Source organism: Polaromonas sp. AER18D-145 (genome assembly GCF_002379095.1).
GTDB lineage: Bacteria > Pseudomonadota > Gammaproteobacteria > Burkholderiales > Burkholderiaceae_C > Polaromonas.
Genome location: NZ_NBZV01000049.1, coordinates 11,274 through 34,697 on the forward strand (window position 1 = coordinate 11,274; position 23,424 = coordinate 34,697).

At 67.5% G+C, this 23,424-nt stretch carries 13 protein-coding genes and 1 pseudogene; 9 read left to right on the forward strand and 5 right to left on the reverse strand.

Annotation, left to right across the window (positions count from 1 at the left end; genetic code table 11):
* Window positions 1–264 precede the first annotated feature (264 nt).
* From B7G52_RS19370 to B7G52_RS19390, 5 genes and pseudogenes are all read left to right on the forward strand, one after another.
* On the forward strand, window positions 265–1,326 hold the full coding sequence (locus tag B7G52_RS19370) for a sensor histidine kinase (protein WP_096699174.1): 1,062 nt from the start codon (window positions 265–267) through the stop codon (window positions 1,324–1,326).
* The gene (locus B7G52_RS19375; protein ID WP_170954813.1) at window positions 1,323–2,069 is read left to right on the forward strand and encodes a LytTR family DNA-binding domain-containing protein; all 747 of its coding nucleotides are present in this window, start codon (window positions 1,323–1,325) and stop codon (window positions 2,067–2,069) included. The genes B7G52_RS19370 and B7G52_RS19375 overlap by 4 nt, the downstream gene beginning before the upstream one ends.
* 159 nt (window positions 2,070–2,228) lie before the next feature.
* On the forward strand, window positions 2,229–3,416 hold the full coding sequence (locus B7G52_RS19380; RefSeq protein ID WP_096699176.1) for an AI-2E family transporter: 1,188 nt from the start codon (window positions 2,229–2,231) through the stop codon (window positions 3,414–3,416).
* A gap of 123 nt (window positions 3,417–3,539) precedes the next feature.
* A pseudogene (locus B7G52_RS19385) lies at window positions 3,540–4,327 on the forward strand (TerC family protein).
* Window positions 4,328–4,396: 69 nt separating this feature from the next.
* Window positions 4,397–5,098, forward strand: a complete 702-nt coding sequence (locus tag B7G52_RS19390; protein WP_305790844.1) for a tRNA-uridine aminocarboxypropyltransferase — start codon at window positions 4,397–4,399, stop codon at window positions 5,096–5,098.
* Here the strand turns inward: B7G52_RS19390 and B7G52_RS19395 are convergent.
* The 5 genes from B7G52_RS19395 to ppc form a co-directional block, all read right to left on the reverse strand.
* On the reverse strand, window positions 5,079–5,714 hold the full coding sequence (locus B7G52_RS19395; protein WP_096699180.1) for an ATP-binding cassette domain-containing protein: 636 nt from the start codon (window positions 5,712–5,714) through the stop codon (window positions 5,079–5,081). The genes B7G52_RS19390 and B7G52_RS19395 overlap by 20 nt on opposite strands.
* Window positions 5,715–6,052: 338 nt before the next feature.
* Window positions 6,053–7,240: an endonuclease/exonuclease/phosphatase family protein gene (locus tag B7G52_RS19400; protein ID WP_240523538.1), complete on the reverse strand. Its 1,188-nt coding sequence runs from the start codon at window positions 7,238–7,240 to the stop codon at window positions 6,053–6,055.
* A 147-nt stretch (window positions 7,241–7,387) separates the two neighbouring features.
* Window positions 7,388–15,550 (reverse strand): GH36-type glycosyl hydrolase domain-containing protein, encoded by an 8,163-nt coding sequence (locus B7G52_RS19405; protein WP_096699184.1) that lies wholly within the window; start codon window positions 15,548–15,550, stop codon window positions 7,388–7,390.
* Window positions 15,551–15,554: 4 nt separating this feature from the next.
* On the reverse strand, window positions 15,555–15,800 hold the full coding sequence (locus B7G52_RS19410; RefSeq protein WP_141397502.1) for a hypothetical protein: 246 nt from the start codon (window positions 15,798–15,800) through the stop codon (window positions 15,555–15,557).
* Window positions 15,801–16,006: 206 nt separating this feature from the next.
* Window positions 16,007–18,877 (reverse strand): phosphoenolpyruvate carboxylase, encoded by a 2,871-nt coding sequence (ppc, locus tag B7G52_RS19415; RefSeq protein ID WP_096699188.1) that lies wholly within the window; start codon window positions 18,875–18,877, stop codon window positions 16,007–16,009.
* Between the two features lie 81 nt (window positions 18,878–18,958).
* On the opposite strand from ppc, the gene hemC reads away from it, so the two are divergent.
* The 4 genes from hemC to B7G52_RS19435 are packed head-to-tail and all read left to right on the forward strand — an operon-like array spanning window position 18,959 to window position 23,145.
* Window positions 18,959–19,930 (forward strand): hydroxymethylbilane synthase, encoded by a 972-nt coding sequence (hemC, locus tag B7G52_RS19420; RefSeq protein WP_096699190.1) that lies wholly within the window; start codon window positions 18,959–18,961, stop codon window positions 19,928–19,930.
* Window positions 19,927–20,736 (forward strand): uroporphyrinogen-III synthase, encoded by an 810-nt coding sequence (locus tag B7G52_RS19425; protein ID WP_096699192.1) that lies wholly within the window; start codon window positions 19,927–19,929, stop codon window positions 20,734–20,736. The genes hemC and B7G52_RS19425 overlap by 4 nt, the downstream gene beginning before the upstream one ends.
* On the forward strand, window positions 20,733–21,845 hold the full coding sequence (locus tag B7G52_RS19430; protein WP_096699194.1) for a uroporphyrinogen-III C-methyltransferase: 1,113 nt from the start codon (window positions 20,733–20,735) through the stop codon (window positions 21,843–21,845). The genes B7G52_RS19425 and B7G52_RS19430 overlap by 4 nt, the downstream gene beginning before the upstream one ends.
* Before the next feature lie 10 nt (window positions 21,846–21,855).
* Window positions 21,856–23,145: a heme biosynthesis HemY N-terminal domain-containing protein gene (locus tag B7G52_RS19435; protein ID WP_096699196.1), complete on the forward strand. Its 1,290-nt coding sequence runs from the start codon at window positions 21,856–21,858 to the stop codon at window positions 23,143–23,145.
* The last annotated feature ends 279 nt before the right edge of the window (window positions 23,146–23,424 follow it).

Below are 23,424 nucleotides of genomic sequence, written 5' to 3' on the forward strand. Positions count from 1 at the left end.
GGCGTTGTTTTAACCACGTTCCCTCCGGGTTGCGGCCAAAAAGGCCATGCGCAGCGTTGCAAAGCCTTGCCGGGCTCGAGCCCGGCTGCATTTTGCGCCTCGCGCATGGCCTTTTTGACTCGCAACGCATCTTGTATAAATAGTGTGACCAGGCCCTAATAACCTGATTTTATCTGCGTGCGGGAAAGTCCCGTCAAGCGGGGCGCCCGGGCCCCTCGGGCCAGCCCGCGCACAGATCCGGACACGGAGCAAGCGACCCTTTTCATGCAGTTCAAGCCCGACCTTTCGTCCTTTGGCGAGTCGACCGTGCTGGGTGGCTACAGCCAGCCCGGGGATGCGCCTGCGCCCCTGCCGGCCCGGGTCAATGTGTTCGACGCCTGCAATGTCGGCGTGGTGCTGCGCGCCGTGTTGTTTGTCGAGGCGGTGGTGGGTGTGGGTGCGATGTTCGGCACCGGCGTGTTTGTCGACTGGCTACTGCGTTTTTCGCTGCTGACCGGCGGCGTGTTGCCCGCCACGCTGGCCTGGCTGATCGCCGCCTGTGTGCTCAAGGGACGGCTGGCCCGGCTGGGCACGACGCAGCAATGGGTGGCCGGCGTGGCCCTGGGTGCGCTGGCGGGCCTGTATGGCTGCGGCCTGCTGGTGTTGCTGAACCTGCTCGATCCGGCGCCCTGGTGGGCCAGCGCCGCGGCCGGCACCCTGCTCTCGGCGGTGCTGGTGGCCGGGCTGGTCTGGCGCGCCAAGGCGCGCACCCCGGCGGCCACGGCGGCGCGGCTGGCCGAGCTGCAGTCGCGCATCCGGCCGCATTTCCTGTTCAACACGCTCAACAGCGCCATCGCCCTGGTGCGCGCCGAACCGGCCAAGGCCGAAACCGTGCTGGAAGACCTCAGCGAGCTGTTTCGCCATGCGCTGGCCGACCAGACCGAGTCGGTCACGCTGGGACAGGAAATTGCCCTGGCGCAGCGTTACATGGCCATCGAGCAAATCCGCTTTGGCGAGCGCCTGCAGGTGCAGTGGACCCTGGACCCCGAGGCCGACCCCGCCAAATTGCCGCCGCTGCTGCTGCAGCCGCTGGTGGAAAATGCGGTGCGCCATGGCGTGGAGCCCAGCGCCCAGGGGGCGCAGATCAAGATCACCACTGAACGGCGCGGCGGCGTGGTGGTGCTCAAGGTGACCAATTCCACCCCAGCCGGCGTCGGTGAACGGGGACACGGGCTGGCGCTGGCCAATGTGCGCGAGCGCCTGGCGCTGCTGCACGATGTGCAGGCGCAGTTCAAGACCGTGTTCAAGGACGGTGTTTTTCAAGTGAGGCTGGAGATTCCGCTATGACAGGCAAGTTGAGGGCGCTGATTGTGGATGACGAGGCGCTGGCGCGTTCGCGCCTGCGCACGCTGCTGGGCGACTGCACCGCTCCGCCCGCCTGCGTGGCCGCCGAAGCCGCGCATGCGGCGCAGGCCATGGACGCGCTGCGCCGCGAAACCTTTGATGTGGTCCTGCTGGACATCCGCATGCCTGGCGCCGACGGCATTGCCCTGGCGCAGACCATTGCCCGCCTGCCGCAGCCGCCGGCGGTGGTGTTTGTCACCGCCCATTCCGAACACGCGGTGCAGGCCTTCGATCTTGCGGCGGTGGACTACCTGACCAAGCCCGTGCGGCTCGAGCGCCTGCAGCAGGCGCTACAAAAAGTGGAGCGGCTGACACAGTCAGGAAAAGGGCTGGAGGCAGATTCTATCGGTGATTTCCTGATCATCCAGGACCGCGGCCGGACCGAGCGTGTGCCGCTGGCCGAAGTGCTCTACCTCAAGGCCGAGCTCAAGTACATCACGGTGCGCACGGCGGGAAAAAGCTACATCCTTGACGGCAGCCTCAATGAACTGGAGGAAAAGTACCCCCAGCAGTTCATGCGCATCCATCGCAATGCGCTGGTGGCGCGCCGCGCGGTGCGCGCGCTTGAAAAACACTTTGATCCCGAAGAAGGGGAGGGCTGGGCCGTGCGGCTCAACGGCATCGACGAGTTGCTGGCGGTGTCGCGGCGCCAGCTCAGCGCGGTGCGCGAGGCCATCGCCGCTTGAGCACGCCGCCTGGCCGGAACCACCTACCCGTTCTGGCGGCGGCGTCCTGCACCGGCCTGCCGCCGGCTGCGATGAAATGGGGCGGGTACAGGAATGGAGACTTCGCCCCGGGCCGGTTTTGCCAGTGAAGCCCAGCGGAGCGCCCGACAAGGAACACAGATGACCGAAGAACACGTGCCCGAAATGCTGCCGGCAGAACCTGCGGCGCCGGTCGATCCCGCGGTGACGACGTTCCCGGAGCCGGACCGCCTGCTGCTGCAAATGCCGGTGGACATCCGCAACATGTCGCTGGTGGTGCTGGCCGGCCTGGCCATTTTGTTCGTCCTGCACTGGGCCAAGGCGGTGTTCATCCCGGTGATGCTCAGCGTGTTGTTCAGTTATGCGCTCTCGCCGGTGGTCAACTGGCTGGAACTCAAACGCGTGCCGCGCTGGCTCAGCTCTGCCGTGCTGCTGCTGGCGATTTTCGGTGCCATCGGTTCGACCACCTGGTCCCTCCGGGACAACGCGGCGCAACTGGTGGAGTCGCTGCCCGTGGCCGCGCAAAAATTCCGCAACGCCATGAAGGTCAAGGCTGGAGGGGCGGACAGCACGCTGGACACCGTGCAGAAAGCCGCGTCGCAAATCGAGCAGGCCACCCAGGACGGCGCCAAACCGGGCAACACCCGCGGCGCCATGCGGGTGGTGGTCGAGCGGGCAAGTTTTAACGTCAAGGACTATCTCTGGACCGGCACGATTGGCCTGGTCGCGCTGATCGGTCAGACCGTCGCGGTCATTTTCCTGACCTACTTCCTGCTGCTCTCGGGCGACAGCTTCCGGCGCAAGATGCTCAAGCTGGCCGGCCCCAGCCTCAGCAACAAGAAAGTGACGCTGCAGGCCCTGCATGAAATCACCGGCCAGATCCAGCGCTACCTGCAGGTGCAACTGCTGACCAGCGCGCTGGTCGGGGTGCTGACCTGGCTGGCCCTGCTGGCCATCGGACTGGAGAATGCGGCGGTCTGGGGCATTGCCGCCTTCGTGCTCAACTTCGTGCCTTATGTGGGCTCGCTGATCACCGCGGCCGCCACGGCGATGGTCGGTTTCCTGCAGTTCGGCACGTTGAACATGGCGCTGGTGGTCGGCGGCGCCTCGCTGGTCATCCACACCATCGTCGGCAACCTGATCACGCCCTGGCTCACCAGCCGGGCCAGCCGCCTGAGTCCGGTGGCGGTCTTCGTCGGCCTGCTGGCCTGGGGCTGGCTCTGGGGGGTGTGGGGCCTGTTGCTGGGCATTCCCATCATGATGATGGTCAAGTCGGTCTGCGACCGGGTCGATGACCTCAAGCCCCTCGGCGAGTTTCTGGGGTCATGAGCCCCCACGGTCGCTCACTGCGTGTAGCTCCCTGCCCCCAGGGGGGCCGCTGCGCCTGCGGCCCGGCAAAGCCGGTTCCGCGGCCCCTGCTGGTAAAGAACATCTGCCTATCGGAGAATCGCCATGATGGAACTGCTGGCCGACCCGCAAGCCTGGATTGCCTTCGGCACGCTCACCGCGCTCGAGCTGGTGCTGGGCATCGTCTTCATCTCGATTCTGGTCGCCAAGCTGCCGAAGGAACAGCAGGCGATGGCCAGGCGCATCGGCCTGTTCATGGCCATGTTCATGCGTATCGGCCTGTTGCTGGTGCTGTCCTGGATCATCGGGCTGGTGGCGCCGCTGTTCACGGTGCTGAACCAGGAGATCTCCGGCCGTGACCTGATCCTGATCGCCGGCGGCCTGTTCCTGATCTGGAAAAGCACCGGTGAAATCCACCAGCCGCTCGAAGGCGAGGAGGGTCACGCCTCCACCGCGGTCAAGCCACCTTCACCGCGGTCATCCTGCAGATCATGGTGGTGGACATGGTGTTTTCGCTGGACTCCATCATCACCGCCGTCGGCATGGTGGATGAACTGGCGGTGATGGTCGCCGCCGTGGTGGCGTCGGTCGCCATGATGATGCTGTTCGCCGGCGCCATCGGCCGCTTCGTGTCGGCGCATCCCACCGTCAAGATGCTGGCGCTATCCTTCCTGGTCGTGGTCGTGGTCGTGGTCGTGGTCGTGGTCGTGGTCGGCGTGGTGCTGATTGCCGAGGGCTTTGACCACCACGTGCCCAAGGGTTATGTCTACTTCGCGATGGCGTTTTCCATCGGCGTCGAAATGCTCAACATCCGCATGCGGCGGCGCTCGGCCAAGCCGGTGCACCTGCACGACGCCTATGCGACCGAGCCCGGCGAAAAACGGCCCGACTGAGTATTTCAGTGATCTTTTTGGGAGCCAGCCAGCATGCAGCGGGCGCCAGCAGCTATTGATTTGATAGTAATTCAATCCTCCGCCGGGTCTTCCGATGCCCCGCCGGTCCAAGACGCGAGCCGGCCCGGCCGCTCACGCTGCGCGACCTGCGGGCGCCCGCAGCCCGCCTGTCTGTGCGCCTGGATCACGCCGGTGGCGCACGAGGTCGAGGTGCTGATCCTGCAGCACCCGCTGGAGGTCCATCACCCCAAGGGCAGCGCGCGGCTGCTGCACCTGAGCCTGCCGCGCAGCCGCCTGGTGACGGGCGAGGTGTTTGCCGACGCGGCCCTGCTGGGGGCGCCGTTCGAAGCGCCCGGGGCTGTGGCGAACGCTCCCCGGCACAACCTTCTTTTGTACCCGGACATGCCGCAGGATCATGCCTTGGGTGTGCCGGCCCCGCCCGCCGTGCCGACCAGGTGGCTGCGCGAACCGGCCAGGCTGCGCCTGATCGTGCTCGACGGCACCTGGCGCAAGAGCCGCAAGATGCTTTACCTCAGCCCGCCGCTGCAGGCGCTGCCGCGCCTGTCGCTGCAGGACCCCGCCGCTTCCAGCTACCGCATCCGCAAAGCGCACCGTCCCGACCAGCTGTCGACGCTGGAGGCGACCTGTGCAGCGCTGGCCCGGCTGGAGGGCGGTGCGGACAGGTTTCAACCCTTGCTGGCGGCCTTTGACGGCTTTGTGAGGCAGCAGATGGGCTGGTCAGGGCAAGTTCCTAGTCGCCCAGGTCGATAACACCCGCCAGCCGCACACTGGCCGGGGCCGCATAGTCCGCCACCACGAAGGCGCGTGTCGGATGGGCGGCGGCGTCTTGCAGCAGCGCCAGAACAAAACGAATCGACGCCTTGTCCAGCGCGGCAAACGGCATGTCCAGCAGAGTGAGCGCCGCACCCGAGGCAAACGCCGCCGCCAGCCAGACCTTGCGCTTCGAGCCGGTAGACAGCATGAAAAGCTGCTTGTTCAGCTCCGGCGCCAGCGCCAGTCCGTCTACACATTGGGCCAGCACACCATCGTCAAAGCCGGCACAAGCATGGCGCTGCACATCGAAGTAGTGCCCGGGCGTCATCGGGTCAAACGCCTCCGTGCGTGGTTCCGTCCAGAACACCTGCTGGCGATACTCTTTCGCGTGGGATTGCAGGGTGATTCCGTTGATGCTCAATTCGCCGGCATCGGCCGCCAGTTCCCCTGCCAGCAGGCGCAGCAGCGTCGTCTTGCCACGTCCGTCACCACCGACAACCAGCGTGACGCCGGGCGACAGCGAAGCCGACCAGTCCGAAAACAGCGTGCGTTCAGGGTAGCGAAAGCCCAGGCCTTTGACTTCAAGAATGGCGGTGGAGGTGGCGGTGTTCATGCCGGTATTGGACACGAGTCGTGGAACGCATCTGGTTCCTGCCGGGGCCGGGCTGCTGTGGAGCGGTGCCAAGCCATCGTTGCTACTAATTTTATAGCTGGTAGCGCTTATACGGCGTGGGCAAGCCGCCGATTTGATGCATGAATTACCGTGTTTTTTGTCGCGACAGGCCGGCTTGCTGCACTGTTCATGCATGAAAACGTGCGTTGGCCCTTTCAACACGGGAACGAACAGCTATTGAATGAATAGCGAATCTGGCGGCCAACGGATCCAGCAGGCGAGCATGGTCAGGGACGCCGCGACATTGGCTTTGCCAAACCGCGCCTGCCGGCAGCCACCTAAAGATCCAGCTCCACCCAAAGCGCAGCATGATCCGAGGCCGCCTCATCGGCATTGCTCACTTCCGGAAAGTGCTCCCACAACGTGCCATTCACCCCACCCCACATGCCACGGCGCTCAATACCGGCGGCGGTGACGCAGGCGTACAGGTCGGGCGAGAGAAGGATGTAGTCCAGCTTGGCGGAAGGACCGCAGTTGCCGTGGGTGCCTTCGCGGCCGCCGCTTTCATATTTCGGGTGCGAAGCGATGTCCTGGAGGCTGGAGTTTTGCCGCAGCAGGGGCGCCAGCGGGTCATTGGCCGGAATCTCGTTGAGGTCACCCACCACGGCAACCAGTGTTTCGCCGGCGGCCAGGTGGGCGTCATACAGGGTGCGGATGCGCTTGGCCTGGCGTTTGCGTTTGGCGTCGTTGGAGGCCTGGCTGCCATAACCCTTGCTTTTGAGGTGGTTGACCATCACCCAGAGCCGCTTGTTGCCGGGCAGGCGGATCTCGTATTCGGCGCAATCGCGGCTGAAGATGGTGCCGCTGGCGTCGGTGTCGTCCACATGCGAGCGAATGGACACGATGGGGTATTTTTGCCGGGTCAGCAGACCCACATCGATACCGCGGTCGTCATTGCCGTCCACCAGCATGACGTGCTGAAACGGTTTGGCGTCCACTTCGGGCAGCAACTGCTGGTTGAACAGCCGCAGGGTGGTGCGGTCTTCCGCTTCGATCACGGCCTGCACGTCGGCATCGACTGCGCCCAGCACCCTGGCGGTGTTCAAGGTGGCGGCTTCGTTGACCGGCTCGGTCTTGAGCTCGACCCAGCCGACCCAGCTTTTCCTGCCGGTGGCCACGATCTCGGCGTCGCCGACGCGCGGCCGCTTGATGAGCTGACCGCGAATCTTTCGCAGCAGCAGCAGCGGCCCTTCGTCACTTTTGAGCAGCCCGTGATTTTCAAACAGCTTGAGCATGCGTGCCTTGTCGGCTGCGCTGTAGCGGGCTTTTCCAAACAGCGTGTTGAGCTCTTTGTGCGCTTCAAGTGCGGGTCTTCCTTCAGCCCAATTGGCACCATTGAGGGCCTTGGCGCGGTCAAACATGTTTTCGACATTGAAGGTGGCAAGCCGCATGATCTTCTCCTGCGTAATAACCAGCGAACCAGCGAACCAGCGTTTCGCTATCAGCCGTGCGTCATGTGACAACACGGAGTCCTCCTGAGAGTGCACCCTTCACTGTAGCCGGAGGTCCATCAGGCCAGGCCGGCTCAGGCAGCTCATTTTTATGCATGAAAAATGCCTTCAGCCCTTATAGGTTATGCGCAAAAAGCTACTGAATCAATAGCATCTTTTGCGTCACGACACAGCCAGCACCAGCAGGCTGGCCTGCATCGGCAGTTCCGCCAGCCGCACCACCTCGCCCGGCGCCAGCACCCGGTCCGGCTTGAAGCTTTCTTCCTGCGCCACATCGGCGCGCTGCCAGCGCAAGGTCACCACGCGTCCATCAAGACGCAGGATGATCTCAAACGTTGGCCAGTGCGCGGGCACACGCGGCGTCAGGGACAGCTCGCCCTGGCGAACGGTCAAGCCCAGTAGGGTTTCCAGCGCAGCGCGGTGCAGCCAGGCGGCCGAGCCGGTGTACCAGCTCCAGCCGCCGCGCCCGACGTAGGGCGGTGCGCTGTAGATGTCGCCGGCCAGCACATAAGGTTCAATTTCATAGGCCGGGCCACGCACCGGGTGGGCGCTGCGGTGCGCCGGGCTCAGGGCTTCGAAGCTGCGCCAGGCGGCTTCGGTGTCGCCGCTCAGGGCCTGCGCCATCATGGCCCAGACCCCGGCGTGGGAATACTGGCCGCCGTTTTCGCGCACGCCGGGCGGGTAGGCCTGGATATAACCCGGGTTGTTGGCGGCGTGTTGCAGCGGCGGGTCCAGCAGGCGCAACAGGCCGGCGTCCTGGTCGATCAGCTGCTGCTTGAGGGCCAGCATGGCCGGCACGGTGAACGCCTCGGTGGAGGCGCCGGACAGCACGGACCAGGCCTGCGCGATCAGGTCGATGCGGCATTCGCTGTTGGCGCTGGAGCCGAGCGGCGCGCCGTTGTCAAAAAACGCGCGGCGGAACCAGGCGCCGTCCCAGCCGGCGTCGTGCAGCGCGGCGATCCAGCCTTGCCGCGCGTGCAGCCATTTGTCGGCGCGTGCGGTCTCGCCCCTGGCTTTTGCCAGCGGGGCAAAGTCCTGGGCCACGCGGCACAGGAACCAGCCCAGCCAGACGGACTCGCCCTTGCCCTCATGGCCGACACGGTTCATGCCGTCGTTCCAGTCGCCGGTGCCCATCAGCGGCAGGCCGTGTATGCCCACGGCCAGGCTGCGATCCAGGGTTCGGGCGCAGTGTTCGTAGACGCTGGCCGACTGCGTGCTGGTTTGCGGCGGGTAGTAGGCGTCTTCGGCGCCGTCGGGGATGGGCGGTCCGTCGATAAAGGCCACGGATTCATCGAGCAGGGCCAGGTCGCCCGTGATGTCGATGTAGTGCGCACAGGCATGGGGCAGCCAGAGCAGGTCGTCGGAAAAGTGCGTGCGCACGCCTTCGCCGCCGGGCGCGTGCCACCAGTGCTGCACATCACCTTCGGGGAACTGGCGCGAGGCATTGAGAACGATCTGCGCACGCAACCGCGCCGGGTCGGCCAGGCCCAGGGCCATGGCGTCCTGCAACTGGTCGCGAAAACCGAACGCGCCGCCGGCCTGGTAGAAGCCGGCCTTGGACCACAGCCGGCAGACCACGGTCTGGTAGATCAGCCAGCGGTTGACCAGCGCGTCGAACAGCGGGTCGGGTGTGCGGACCTGCACCTTGTCCAGCAGTTGCGACCACCAGGACTGCACCTCCTGCAGGGCCTGGCCGGTGTCCCGCTGCGCCCACTGCCTGGCCATCTGCTCGGCGCCGGCCCCGTCGGCCGCGTGACCGAGGATGAAGCTGAACGTCAGGTCGGCGTTGCCCGCCAGCGTGAACTCGCTGGCGAGGGCTGCGCACGGGTCGACGGCGCCGCCGCTGCGCCGGCCCAGGCTGGCGGGCAGCACCAGCTGGCCCCGCGTGTCGAAAAATTCGCCGCGGTCGCAGGTCCATTGCGTGCCGCCGGCCGCACCCGACAGCGCCAGGAAGGCGGTGCTGCCGCCAAAGCCGTCGCGGCATTCACGCTGCTGGGCAAACACGGCCACCCGTTCGGCGCCGTTCCAGGTGTGAAGCGTGCGCCGGTTGCCCCTGGCTTCACCCATCTGCCACTCGACCATGGCGACGGCGCGCAGCCGCCGCCTGGCGCCGCCTTCCTCCAGCCGCACGCGCACCTGGACCACCTTGACGGCTTCGTGCAGGTCGGCAAAAAACGTGGTCTCCAGCTGCAGGCCGGCATGCCGGCCCTCAAACACCGAATAACCCTGGCCATGGCGCACGCGCCAGCTGCTCTCGGGTGCGGCCAGCAGCGAGGGCGCCAGCGCAAACACCTCGCCGCTGTCCAGGTCCTGCAGCAGCCAGTGCTCAAACGCCGGGTCGCGCACCGGGTCGTTCGACCAGGGGGTGATCTGGTGCAGGCGGCTGTTGCCGGCCCAGGTGTAGCCGCTGCCGGTTTCAGACACCTGAAAACCAAAGGACGGGTTGCCAATGACATTGACCCAGGGCCTGGGCAGGCGCTGGCCGCCTGCCAGCTCGAACCGGTACTCGCCGCTGGCGGCATCGAAGCCGCCCGGTGCAGTAGTCGCGGTCACCGTCGCGGAAGGCGCGTGGCCGGCCAGTGCCGTTCGAGCCACAGCGCCAGCGCGCTTCGGCAACCAGTTGTCGCGCAGGGCCGCGACCTGCATTTCCAGCGGCCGCCCGTCGGCGTTGAGTACCACCCGCGCCAGCCCGGTCAGCGCACTTTTTTCGCCGATGGACATTTCCTGCTCGCGCAGCAGGAAAAAACCCGCCGCCGCCGATGCGGCTTCATCGCGCGGGAAGCTGTGCTGTACCGCCTGCGTGAGGCGATCGCGCAGCGCCAGGATGTCGCGCTGCAGCGGCATGAGGTAAGAGTTGACCTCGCTGTTGACCACCACCACGTCGACCGCCAACCCGCCGAAGGCCCACCAGGGCTGGGCGCGCAGCAGCGCATGCACCAGCGGCAGGCCGTTGGGTGAGTGGATGCGCAGCAACACGATGGGCTTGTCGCCGGACAGGCCGAAGCGCCAGAGCTGGCGCTGGTCCAGCGGCGTGCGTTCAGCCAGCCGGGCAACGCTGTACATCAGCGCCGTGCTCATGTCCTGCAGCGCCAGGTTTTCCTCCGGGGTCAGCGCCAGGTCGCGCAGCCGCACCTGGGCCAGTGTCGCGGCCATGCGGGTCGCACGCTCCACATGCATGGGCTGCAGGTATTTGTCGATGCGGGGCACCAGCTCGTCCGCCGTCTCGGCGACCGTCGTGGCAAAACTCAGCCTGGCCAGGGCGCCCGGTGCCAGCCGCAGTGTCACGCGCAGGCTGGCCACCGGGTCCAGGCCGTTGACGGGCTGGCCATGCGCATCAAACGGCTGGTCGCCCAGAGCGGGCTGGTGCACCGGGTGGTGGCGTCCTGCGAACACGCGGCGGTCGGCCATACACGCCACCGAGATCAGGTCGGCCTCCGCCTCGGCCAGAAAATGCGCCACCGCCATTTGCGGGTCACCGTGCAGGCGCGGCCGGCGCGTGAGCATGAGGGCGCGCCACTGCGGTTCCCAGCGAGTCTGCACAAACAGGCCGGAAAACGCCGGGTGTGCTTCATCGGCGCGCGGGTCGGCCAGCACTGCCTCAAAGCAGGACACCAGCTCCAGCACCTGCTCGGTGCGTCCCGTGTTGAGCAGCGTCACGGTGCGCAACTCGGTGTCGTCCTCGGGGCTGACCAGCACGGTCAGGGTGGTGCTCAGGTCCCCGCCCTGCGCGTCGAACTGCACCCGGTCGGCCATGAAGCGCGCCTGGTAGTGCCAGCCCGTGCCCGGCGCCGGCCGCGCCGTGAGCGAGCTGACGCTGGGTTCACCGGCCTGGTCGGGGTGGACCAGGTAGAAAAAGCTGCCGTAGCCGTCACGCAGCAGGTCATCGCGCCAGCGCGTGATGTTGCGGCCGCGCCAGCGGCTCAGCCCGGCGCCGTTGGCACGCAGGGCAACGTTGTAGCGTCCGTTGGACAGCAGGTGGGTGGGCTTCCAGCCGCTGCCCAGCGGGTTCAGCTCGCGTGACTGGAACACCGGCTCCGGGAGGTAGCCGCCGGGCTCCGGCGGCAGGCGCGGGTCGGCACTGCGGACGATCTGGCGTGGCGTGTTTTCATGCAGCAGGCTCTCATGCGCCCGCACCAGCGGGTCGCCGCAGAACCAGCGCCGCGGTGCGTTGGTGCACAGCACGTTGCACAGCGCCACCAGCGCCATGCCCTGGTGGTGCGCCATGAAGGCTTCAACAATGCTGAACGCCTCGGTGCCCGATTTTTCCGGCTGGCGTGCGACGGTGAAGTCCAGGGCTTCATAAAACCCCAGCTCGCCGCGTGCGCCCAGTTTTTCCAGGCGCTGCAGGTTGCGCACGGCGCCGCGCGCATCGAACAGTGTGGCCAGCAGGGTGGCGTAAGGCGCAATAACGCGGTCAGTGTGCGGCGTGCGCCGCAGCGCCAGCCGTGGGACACCGAAAGGGGAGTACTGGAAGGCCAGCGAATGGTCCTGCGCGAAATAGCCGGACTCCGATACGCCCCACGGGAGCTGCTGCGCGGCACCGTAGGCGCGCTGTTCGGCCGCCGCCGCATGGGCCGCCGTGTGCAGCAGGCCGTGACCGGGCTCGGACATCAGCAGCGAGGGCATCAGGTATTCGAACATCGAGCCCGACCAGGACTTCAGGCCCGGCACCACGCCCACCGACAGGAAGGGCCGGCCGAGGGCGGCCCAGTGGCGCCGCGGAACGTCGCCCTTGGCAATCGCCAGAAAGCTGGTCAGCCGGGACTCGGAGGCCAGCAGGTCGTAGTAACTCGCATCGAGTGCATGTTCGTGCACGCGCAGGCCGATATGAAACAGGTGGCGCTTGGCGTCGTACAGGCCGCGAAAGTCCATGGCCGCGTACAGGGCCTGGCAGCGCGCCGCCAGCTGCAGCAGGCTGGCCTGCGCCGGCTTGCCGTCGGCTCCGCTTTGCGCCAGGCCGGTGCAGGCCTGCGCGACGGCCAGCAACAGGCCGGCCAGGTTGCCGCTGTCGACAACCGACACATAGGCCGGCTGCAGCACCTCCAGCGTTCGCGTGTTGTACCAGTTGAGCAGGTGGCCATCGTGCCGGGGCAGGCGGTCTATGCTGTCGAGCGAGGCTTGCAGCCGGCCGATGACTTCATTTGTGCTGATCCAGCCGAACTCGCGTGCGCAGCAGATGGCCAGCAGGTACAGGCCGATGTTGGTCGGCGAGGTGCGATGCGCCAGCGTGGGCTCGGGCACCAGCTGCAGGTTGTCCGGCGGCAGGTGGTTGTCTTCGGCGCCGACCGATTGCTCGAAAAAGCGCCAGGTGTCGCGCGCCAGCGTGTGCAGGTATGCCCGTTCCTCGTCCCGCAGGCGGTGCGCGGGATCCGGCGGGCGCGGCTTGCTGGCCCACCAAGCGGCCAGCGGCGACGCCGCCCAGAGCAGGAACAGCGCGGTGCCGGCGGCGGGGTGAGGGCTCCACAACGCGGCGACCGCCAGCGCCGCGCACAGCAGCGACACCGGCGCATGCTGGCGCACGAAGGCGGAAAGCTCGTGGCGTGCGGCGGCCTTGGCCTGGGCGGCGGTGCTCCACTCGAGCAGTCCGCGGCGGCTCACGCGCATGCGCCAGGCAGAGCGCACGATGGCGTCGAGCAGCAGGGTGGCCTGCACCGGCAACTGGCTGAACTGCCAGGCGGCGCCGCCCAGCGCCCGCAACATCTCGCTGCGGCCCACATGGAAAAAATGGCGCCAGGCGATGCCGCGGCGTGTCGGCACCAGGCCGGCCAGCGCGCCTAGCAGGGGCCCGGCCAGCAAGGCCGCGAAGATGACGAGCAGCGCAGTGGCCAGCGGCATGGCCGCAGTGAAAACGACGCAGATGAGCAGGCCGACGGTGGCAGGGATCACCAGCGAGCGGCGCAAGTTGTCGGTCATTTTCCACAGGCCCAGTGCATCGATGCCATAGTGCCTGGCGCGCGCCATGAAGGGCAGCAACTGCCAGTCGCCGCGGGTCCAGCGGTGAATGCGCGAGGCGGCCACGCCCGCATGGTGGGGTTGCTCTTCGACCAGCACCACGTCGCTGACAAAGCCGCAGCGCGCGATGTTGCCTTCGAGCAGGTCGTGACTGAGGATGGACCCCGTGGGCAGGCGGTCGTCGAGGACCGCATGCACCGCGGCGACATGCAGCAGGCCCTTGCCGCTGAAACTGCCGCTGCCGAATAGGTCCTGGTACACCTCGGATACGCCGTTGCTGTACGGGTCAATGCCGCATTGGCCGGCAAACAGGCGGTGAAAAGGGGTGCGTTCAGCGGGCCCCGGCAGCGGTGTGACCACGCGCGGTTGCAGGATGCCGTAACCGGCCACCACGCGGCGCGACGCGGCGTCGATCTGCGGTGTGTTCAGCGGGTGGGCCGCCACGGCCACCAGGTCGCGCAGGGCGCCGGGCGGCAGGCCGGTGTCGCTGTCGAGCGTCACGATGTACCGGATGCCGTCGGCCAGCCGCTGGTCGTTGGCCAGCGGCATGAAGCCGGCCATGCTGCCGGTGGCCAGCGTGCGCACCAGCTGTTCGAGTTTGCCCCGTTTTCGCTCCCAGCCCAGCCATTTCTGCTGGGTGTCGCTCCATTCGCGCGGGCGATGGATCAGCAAAAAGCGTGGCGCCACCCCGGCCGGCGCGGGGTGGCGCGTATTCAATTCGGCCACTTGCGCCAGCGCCGCGTTGAGCAGGGCCGCATCGCCCGTCATGGTTTCCCGCGGTGCATCCACCCAGTCGGTGAGCAGGGCAAACTGGGCCTCGCGCTCGCGGTTGGCCAGCCAGTGCAGCTCAAGGCGTTCTGCCAGCTCACGAATGGTTGCGCCGGAGCTCAGCAGCGTCGGCAGAACAACCAGCACGCGGTGCTCGGGCGGGATGCCGGCCGAGAAATCGAGTCGTGGCAGGGAGCGGATCTTGAGCGATTCGGCGATCAGGCGGTGCACGAAGGCCGCGGCGGCTTCGGACGCCGGCCAAGCCAGCAGGAACAGCGCCGCCACCGCCGGCCAGCTGTGCAGGTCCATGCGGTTGGCAGCGGCCAGCAGGATCAGGACGGTGCCCAGGATGATAGTGGTGATGTACAGCGGCAGGCGCCAGTTGCGCAGGGCGGCCGCCGGCGCGCCGCGTGCCGTCATGCCCAGGGTCGCCTCCAGGGCGGACCGGCCGCCACCGAGCAGGTAATAGCCGGCCGTGCGCTCCACGGCGGTCGCGGGCAGGGTGTGGGGCGCCGCCCGCGCGGCGGCGACCACGGCCTGCGCCACCTCGCGTTCTGAGTGGCGGCTCAGGCGCGCCAGCCGCTCCATGGACTGGGTGATCTGCTGGCGCGTCAGTTCGCTTTCCCGGGCAAAGCTGGGCAGCCGACTGAGCATGCGCAGCGACCGGCTCACCGGCTCGATCAGCTCGACCCAGTCGGCCTGTCCGATCAGGCGCAGGGTGGTGATGATGTTGCCGACGGTGAGGTTGGCGGCCACTTGCGCCGTCTGGTTTTCAACCATCAGCGCCGGTCCGTCCGGGCAATGCCGTTCGGTCCAGAGGACCAGCGAGGGCGAGATGTCCAGTTTGACCGTGGGCATGCGCTGCCACAGCTGCGTGAGGTAGTTGCGCTGCAGGCCCCGCTGCTGCATCAGGGCATTGATTGCGTCGAGGTCGGCGTCGTCGAGCCGGTCAACGCAGTCCCAGACCGCATGGGCGACTTCCCGGGCCACCTTGCTTTGGGCAATGTTGTCGGCCATGCGGCGCAGGTTTTCAAGCAGCACCACGCGCAGGGTGGTCGGCAGGGCCCAGAGCTCGCTCAGCCGCAGTTCGCTTTGATCCTGGTAGGCATTGAGAAAGGCGGTGAACAGTTCCGGGTTGAGCACGCTGTCGGTATGCGCGACATAAGCCCAGGCGATGCCGTAGACACGCGGCAGGCCTGCCAGCGGTGCCGCCGCCAGTTTGGGCAGGCTCGCGTAATAACGCCGCGGCACACCCTCGCGGATCTGCTGCAACTGGGCTTCGACGAGGTGAAAATTGTCGAGCAGCCATTCGGCGGCAGGCGTCACGTAGTGGCCGCTGCTGGAAGTCAGCGCCACATAGTCGTAGGCCTGGCGCAGCGCGACCAGGTTTTCCTCGACGCGCGGGAAAAAGGAAGGGCCGCGCCGCGAAGGGCCGTCGGCCTGCACCGTCTGGGCTGCCGCCAGGCTGCGGCCATGTTGTTCGAAACGGTGGATGCCGAACAGTTCGGCGCGTATGGTCGGATCGGTTTCCGACCTTTGGGTCAGGAGGATCTGGCGTGCGTGCGGGGTGAGGGCTTCCAGCCGGTCAAGAACGGCGGCGTCCACCCTCTCAAACCACGGCCAGCAAGGCCACGCCGCAGCAGACGAAGAGAGCGCCTGTGGTCACGATGCGCGGGGACGCGGTGGCTTGCAGGGACTCCAGTGCGGCACGCAGTGCAAAAAAGCGGCCACGCGAAAGCTGGCAATCGTTCATGTGTGCAGCCAGTGCCATGAAATCACTGCTCACATACTCATTGCTCATGGACTCATGAAGTGCGGAAAGGCGGCTGACCGCCTCGGCGTGTGGCGTAGACATGGTTCTGGCTCCAAGGGGGTGGTCGCCGGCACTGCCTGTGGCAATGCGGTGTGGCGTTAAAACCCATCCTAGGGTTCACCCGCGGCCGCCGCCATCGGATTCCACTGGAAGACCTGTAGGAGCAGTCCGACAGTTGTTGGCTGCCGGGTGGAACACCTCCCTTGGGCGCCGGCGCTGGCCCTCCGCGGCCGCTGTTTAGCCGGCGATCACCCGGTGTTGCGCAAGCCCGCCGCGATGCCGTTGATCGAGATGTGGATGCCGCGCTGCACGCGTTCGTCGGCTTTGCCCTCGCGGTAGCGGCGCACCAGTTCGACCTGCAAATGGTGCAGCGGGTCGATGTAGGGAAAGCGGTGGCGGATGGAGCGCTGCAGGGCCGCATTGTTGGCCAGGCGCTGCTTGTCGCCGGTGATCAGCGTCAGCGCTTCGGCGGTGCGGTGCCACTCGACCTCGATGGCGCTGAAAATCTTCTTGCGCAGGCGCGCGTCGCCGACCAATTCGGCATACCGCGAGGCCAGCGCCAGGTCGCTTTTGGCCAGCACCATGTCCATGTTGCTGAGCAGGGTGCGGAAAAATGGCCACTGCTTGTACATCTTCTGCAGCAGGGCGATCGCCTCCTTGCGGCTGGCCGGCGTGCCGCCCTGGTCGAGAAACTGCGCAATCGCCGCGCCAAAACCATACCAGCCCGGCAGGGTCAGGCGGCACTGGCCCCAGCTGAAACCCCAGGGAATGGCGCGCAGATCCTCGATCTTCTGTGTGGCTTTTCTGGACGCGGGCCGGGAGCCGATGTTGAGTTCGGCAATCTCGCGGATCGGTGTCGCGCTGAAAAAATACTCGGTGAAACCGGGGGTTTCGTAGACCAGCGCTCGGTAGGCGGCCATGCTGGCTTGCGACAGCTGGTCGGCGGCCTGCAGAAAGGCCTTGGTGGCCGGCTTGGTGGGCTGCAACAGGGTGGCTTCCAGCGTGGCGGCGACCAGGGTTTCCAGGTTGCGCCGGCCGATTTCCGGGTTGGCGTATTTGGAACCGATGACTTCGCCCTGCTCGGTCAGGCGGATCTGTCCGCGCACCGTGCCCGGGGGCTGCGCCAGGATGGCCTGGTAGCTGGGGCCGCCGCCGCGCCCGACGGTGCCGCCGCGGCCGTGGAACATGCGCAGCTGGATGTTGTGCGAGTTGGCCAGCTGGTCGAACAGCTCGACCAGCGCGATCTCTGCGCGGTACAGCTCCCAGTTGCTGGTGAAGATGCCGCCGTCCTTGTTGCTGTCGGAGTAGCCGAGCATGATGTCCTGCTCGGCGCCGCTGCGCTGCACGAGTCGGGCGATGCCGGGCAGGGCATAAAACTCCCGCATGATGGGGGCGGCATTGCGCAGGTCTTCAATCGTCTCGAACAGTGGCACGACGATCAGGTCGTTGCTTGCAGCGCTGTCCAGCGTGCCATGCATCAGGCCGACTTCCTTTTGCAGCAGCAAGACCTCGAGCAGATCGCTGACGGTTTCGGTGTGGCTGATGATGTAGTGGCGGATGGCTTCCCTGCCGAAACGTGCACGCGCCGTGCGGGCGGCCTCGAAAATCGCCAGCTCGCCGGTGGCGTGCGCCGAATAAACCGTGCCGACCACACGCAGCGGCCTGGCGTCGTTGAGCAGTTGCAGCAGCAACGCGCGCTTGGCCATTTCGTCCAGGCCCGCGTAGTTGGGCTCGATGCGCGCGACGGCAAGCAGCTCGGCGACGACTTCCTCGTGTTTGTCCGAGCTCTGGCGCAGGTCCACCGTGGCCAGGTGAAAGCCGAACACCTCCACCGCGCGGATCAGCGGGTGCAGGCGCTGCGCGACCAGCGCGCCGCCGTGGTTGGCCTGCAGCGAGGATGCAATCGTGCGCAGGTCAACCAGGAAGTCCCCGGAGGTCAGGTAGGCGTTTTGCGGCGCCACCGCATGGCGCGCGGCCTCGGTGCCCGTGAGGTCTTTCAGTGTGGCGGCCAGCCGTGCGTAGACACCGGTCAGCGCGCGCCGGTAGGGCTCGTCGAGGCGGTGTTCGTTGGTGTCGGGTGAGCTTTCGGCCAGCGCCCGCATCTGCGGCGTGAAGTCCACCAGCATGGCCGACAGCGAGAGTTCGCCGCCCAGGTAGTGCACCTCGGTCAGGTAGTGGCGCAGCGCCACTTCGGCCTGTCGGCGCAGGGCGTAGTTGAGGGTGTCCGCACTGACATTGGGGTTGCCGTCCCGGTCGCCGCCTATCCACTGGCCCATGCGCAGAAAGCTGTGCACCGGCTGATTGCCGAGCGCACGTTCGAGGTCGGCGTAGAGCTTGGGGATCTCGCGCAGAAAGGTCGATTCGTAATAACTGAGCGCGTTCTCGATCTCGTCGGCCACCGTGAGTTTGGTGAAACGCAGCAGCCGGGTCTGCCACAGCTGCATCACACGTGCGCGCAGCTGCGCTTCGTTGGCGGCAAGTTCGCGCGGCGTCAGCGCATCACGCGCCGCATTGACGGCGAGGGCCAGCGCCTTGATCTCGTCGCGCGCCGTCAGCAGCTGCGCGATGTCGCGCTCGGCGTCCAGGATGCTCTTGCGCTGCACCTCGGTCGGGTGCGCCGTGAGCACCGGAGAAACAAAGCTGTGTGCCAGCATATTTGCTATTGTTTTAGGAGCTATTCCCGCCCAGCGCAGGCGGGCCAGCGCCACTTCTATGCTGCCTTCCTGGGTGTCGCCGGCGCGTTCGTGGATGGCGCGGCGGCGGATGTGGTGCCGGTCCTCGGCCAGGTTGGCCAGGTGGCTGAAGTAGGTGAAGGCGCGTATCACGCTGACGGTCTGGTCGCCGGACAGGCCCTTGAGCAGCTTTTTCAGCGCCTTGTCGGCCTCGTGGTCGGCGTCGCGGCGAAAGGCCACGGACAGCTTGCGCACTTCCTCGATCAGCTCGTAGGCGGCCACCCCTTCCTGCTCGCGGATCACGTCACCGAGGATGCGGCCCAGCAGGCGGATGTCCTCGACCAGCGGGCGCTCGTTGTCCCTGCTTCTGGCGCGCGGGCGTCCACTGTCTTTGGCAGCTCCCCCGGTTTGTTCCTTGGGGGGGGTCGCACGCGCCGTCGTTACCATGGTTCACCTCGTGTTGGCTCTTGTTTTGCAGTGCAGCATGCTAGCATCCGGGCACCCCCCAAGATTACAGACAGGTTACGAGTGAGCGCAGCTTCTTCCCCTTCTCCCCGCGTTGTCATTGCCACGCGCGAAAGCCGGCTGGCCATGTGGCAGGCGGAACACGTCAAGGCCTTGCTGGAGACCCGCCTGGGCTGGCAGGTGGCGCTGCTGGGCATGACCACGCTGGGCGACCAGATCCTGGACCGCTCGCTGAGCAAGGTCGGCGGCAAGGGGCTGTTCGTCAAGGAGCTGGAAACCGCGCTGCTGGACGGCCGTGCCGACCTGGCCGTGCATTCGCTCAAAGACGTGCCGATGGACCTGCCGGCCGGCTTCGCCCTGGCCTGTGTGCTCGAGCGCGAGGACCCGCGTGATGCGCTGGTGTCGAATCACTTTTCGTCGCTGGACGAGCTGCCGCCCGGCGCCGTCGTCGGCACCTCCAGCCTGCGCCGTCTGGTGCTGCTCAAGGCCTTGCGGCCCGATTTGAAGATCGAGCCCCTGCGCGGCAACCTCGACACCCGCCTGCGCAAGCTCGACGAAGGGCAGTACCAGGCCATCGTGCTGGCTGCCGCCGGGCTGAAACGGCTGGGCCTGGCGCCCCGCATCCGCTGTGCCTTCGAGCCGGCGCAGATGTTGCCCGCTGCCGGGCAGGGCGCGCTGGGCATCGAAGTGCGTGCCGACCGGCGGGATCTGCTGGACGCGCTGGCCACGCTGGCGCACCAGCCGACCTGGCTGGCCGTGACGGCCGAGCGCACCGTGTCGCGCGCCATGGGCGGCAGCTGCTCGATGCCGCTGGCCGCCTTCATCCGCGAACCGCAGGGCGGCGAGATGACCCTGGAAGCCGCCTGGGGCGAGCCCGGCGCGGACGGGCAAGGGGTGGCCGGCCAGCCGCTGGTGCGCGCCGAACACCGCGCGCCGGTGCGCAGCTTCGCTGACGCCGAGGCCCTGGGTGAACGCGTGGCCGCTTCCTTGCGGGCCGGCGGCGCCGTCTGGGCCGCCCCTGCGCCGCAGCCTTGAGCGCAGTGCGTGTCATCGTCACCCGGCCTGAGCGCGATGCCGCTGGCTGGGTGCAGGCCCTGCAGGCGCACGGCCTGCAGGCCGAGGCGCTGCCCCTGATCGAGATCGCCGCGCTGCCGGAGTCGCCGGCCCTGCAGCAGGCCTGGCGCGAGATCAGCGCTTATGCGGCATTGATGTTTGTCAGCGGCAATGCCGTGGACGGTTTTTTTGCATCAAATCAGGCTGCAGCCCTTGTGCAGTGGTCACAAGCAGCTACTGATTCCGTAGCAAGCCTGGGCCCGCGCCTGCTGGCGCCCGGCCCCGGCACGGTGGCCGCGCTGCGCCGTGCGGGTGTGCCGGAGGCGCTGATCGACGCCCCGGCGGCAGACGCCGGTCAGTTTGACTCCGAAGCCTTGTGGGCGGTGGTGGGCCAGCGCGACTGGCAGGGCCGGCGCGTGCTGATCGTGCGCGGCCAGGGCGCAGGCCAGGACCAGGCGGCCGGCGCCGGGCGCGACTGGCTGGCGCAGCAGTTCGCCGCCGCAGGCGCCCGGGTCGAGGTGGTGGCGGTGTACCAGCGCCGCGCGCCGGTTTTCACCGACTCGCAGCGGCAGCGCATCGAGGCCGCGGCGCAGGACGGCTCGGTCTGGCTGCTGAGCAGTTCCGAGGCGCTGGCTCACCTGCCGGCAGGCGACTGGTCGCGCGCCCGCGCCGTCGCCACCCACCCGCGTATTGCCGAGGCGGCGCGCGCCGCCGGCTGGGGTGTTGTTGTGCAGTCACGTCCGGAGATAGCGGACATCGTGGGCTCGATAGAATCAATACCACCATGAGCGACAGCGAACCCGTCCCCACTCCCTTGCCGGCGCCCCCGGCCGAGTTGCCGGCAGCACCCGCGGCGGCGGGCGCGGGGCGTCGCTGGTTGCTGACGACCGGGTTGGTGGCCGTCGCCGGCCTCGTGCTCAGCATCCTGCTGTGGCAAAAGCTCGGCAACATCCAGGAAGAACTGGCCCGGCGCAGCACGGATTCGACCGCGCAGGCCATCGAGGCCCGCACACTGGCGCGGCAGGCACAGGAAGGCACGCGCGAACTGACGGCGCGCCTGGCACTGCTGGAGACGCGGCTCAGCGAGGTGAGCCTGCAGCGCACCCAGCTGGAAGAACTGATGCAAAGCCTGTCGCGTTCGCGCGACGAAAACCTGGTGGTCGATGTGGAGTCCGCGCTGCGCCTGGCCCAGCAGCAGGCCCAGCTGACCGGCAGCGCCGAGCCGCTGCTGGCCGCCCTCAAGTCGGCCGACCAGCGGCTGGCGCGCGCCGCGCAGCCCCGCCTCAATCCGCTGCAGCGTGCCATCGCCCGGGACGTGGAGCGCATCAAGGCCACCACCGTGACCGATGTGCCCGGCCTGCTGCTCAAACTCGACGAGTTGACACGTGCGGTGGACGACCTGCCGCTGGCCAACGCGATGGTCACCGGCGCGGCCGCCGCCCGCCTGATGGCGCCGGCGGCTGCGCCCGCGCCGGCCAGGCCCGCCTCGGCAGCAGGCACCTCCATGGCCTGGCTGGACAGCCTGGCGCTCAGGGCCTGGTGGCAGCGCACGCTGCAGGGCACGCTGGACGAAGCCCGCGGCCTGCTGCGGGTGAGCCGCATCGACCAGCCCGACGCCGCGCTGCTGGCGCCCGAGCAGGCCTTTTTCCTGCGTGAAAACCTCAAGCTCAAACTGCTCAATGCCCGGCTCGGCCTGCTGTCGCGCCAGACGGCCAGCGCCCGTTCCGACCTGGCCGCTGCCAGCGCCTCGCTGGCAAAGTACTTTGATCCTGCCTCGCGCAGGACCCAGGCCGCGGCCCAGTTGCTGCAGCAGGTGCAAAGCCAGATGAAGTCCAGCGAGTTGCCGCGCCTGGACGAAACCCTGGCCGCGCTGGCCACGGCGGCCGCAGGTCGCTAAAGAGGCAGGTATGCGCAGCGCTCTCTGGCTCCTGGCCCTGTTCGGCATCGCGGTGGCGGTGGCGCTGGTGGCCGGCAACAACCAGGCGGTGGTCACGCTGTTCTGGCCGCCGCACCGCGTCGACATCTCCTTCAACCTGCTGGTGCTGCTGCTGGCCGGCCTGTTCACCCTGCTGTACCTGGCGTTGCGTGCCGCGGTGGCGGTGTTTTCGCTGCCGGCCGAGGCCAGACGCTGGCGTGCCCAGCAAAAAGAGCGTGCCATGTACGCCGCCTTCATGGACGCGTTGTCGCACCTGATGGCCGGGCGTTTTATCCGTGCGGCCAAGCTCGCGCAGAACGCCATCACCCAGGAAAAAAGCCTCAGCCTGCTGGCGCGGGCCTCCGGCCATGTCGGCGGCTACACGCCGGCGCGCGCGACCCAGCTGCGTTTGCTGGCCCACCTGCTGGCCGCCGAAAGTGCACAGGCCCTGCAGAACAAGGCCGAGCGTGAAGAGCAGCTGCAGCAGGCGCTGGAAGTCAGCAGCCACCGGATAGCCCAGGAGACCCGCGAAGGCGTGCAGCTGCGTGCCGCGCGCTGGGCACTCGACGACCGGGACCCGGTCGGCGCGCTGGAGCTGCTCAACCAGTTGCCGCAGGGCGCGTCGCGCCGCACGCTGGCGCTGCGCACCAAGCTGCGTGCCACCCGCCAGGCCGGGCAGATTCCACAGGCGCTGGAAACCGCGCGGCTGCTGGCCAAACACCGCGCTTTTTCACCCGCTGCGGCGCAAAGCATTGTGCGCGGGCTGGCGCTCGAGCTGCTCGGCGGCGCCCATGATCCGGCGCAGCTGCAGACCGCCTGGCAGTCCCTGGACGCCGGCGAGCGCGCCATGCCCGAGCTGGTGATTCACGCTGCCGCGCGCCTGATGGCGCTGCACGGCGACGCCGACCTGGCCCGCAGCTGGCTACTGCAGGTCTGGGAGCCGGTGATGCGGCCGCGCTCCGAGGTCAGCGACTCCCAGCGCATCAAGCTGATCCACGTGCTCGAGCAGGGGCTGGACTCCATCGACGCCGCCTGGCTGGCACGCATCGAAACGGCGCAGCAGCTGCGACCGCGCGATGCCAATGTCCAGTACCTCGCAGGCATGGCCTGCCTGAAGCGCCAGCTCTGGGGCAAGGCCCAGCAGCTGCTGTCCCAGGCCGTGCTGGCCCTGCAGGACGGCACCCTGCACCGCAATGCCTGGCGCGCGCTGGCGCTGCTGGCCGAGCAGCGTGGTGATGCGGTGGCTGCGGCGCAGGCCTACAAGCGGGCGGCTGAGGTTTAGTTTTTTCTGCCCGTTCGGGCTGGGCCTGTCGAAGTCTCTGCAAGCGTGTGCTTCCATGGGTCCTCATGCAAGCCGGGTCTCGCCCCGACGGGCGACTCCCTTTCTTTTGCGTCGCCAAAAGAAAGGAAGCAAAGAAAAGGCGACCCGACTGTCTGGGTCCTTCCGCTTCGCTCCAGGCAACCTGCGCTGCTCGACTGCGGCGGGGGTCCGCAGAACTCGCTGCGCTCGGACAACTGCGGCCCTGATCCCGCCTCCATCTGCGCTGCTCGGCCCAGCCAA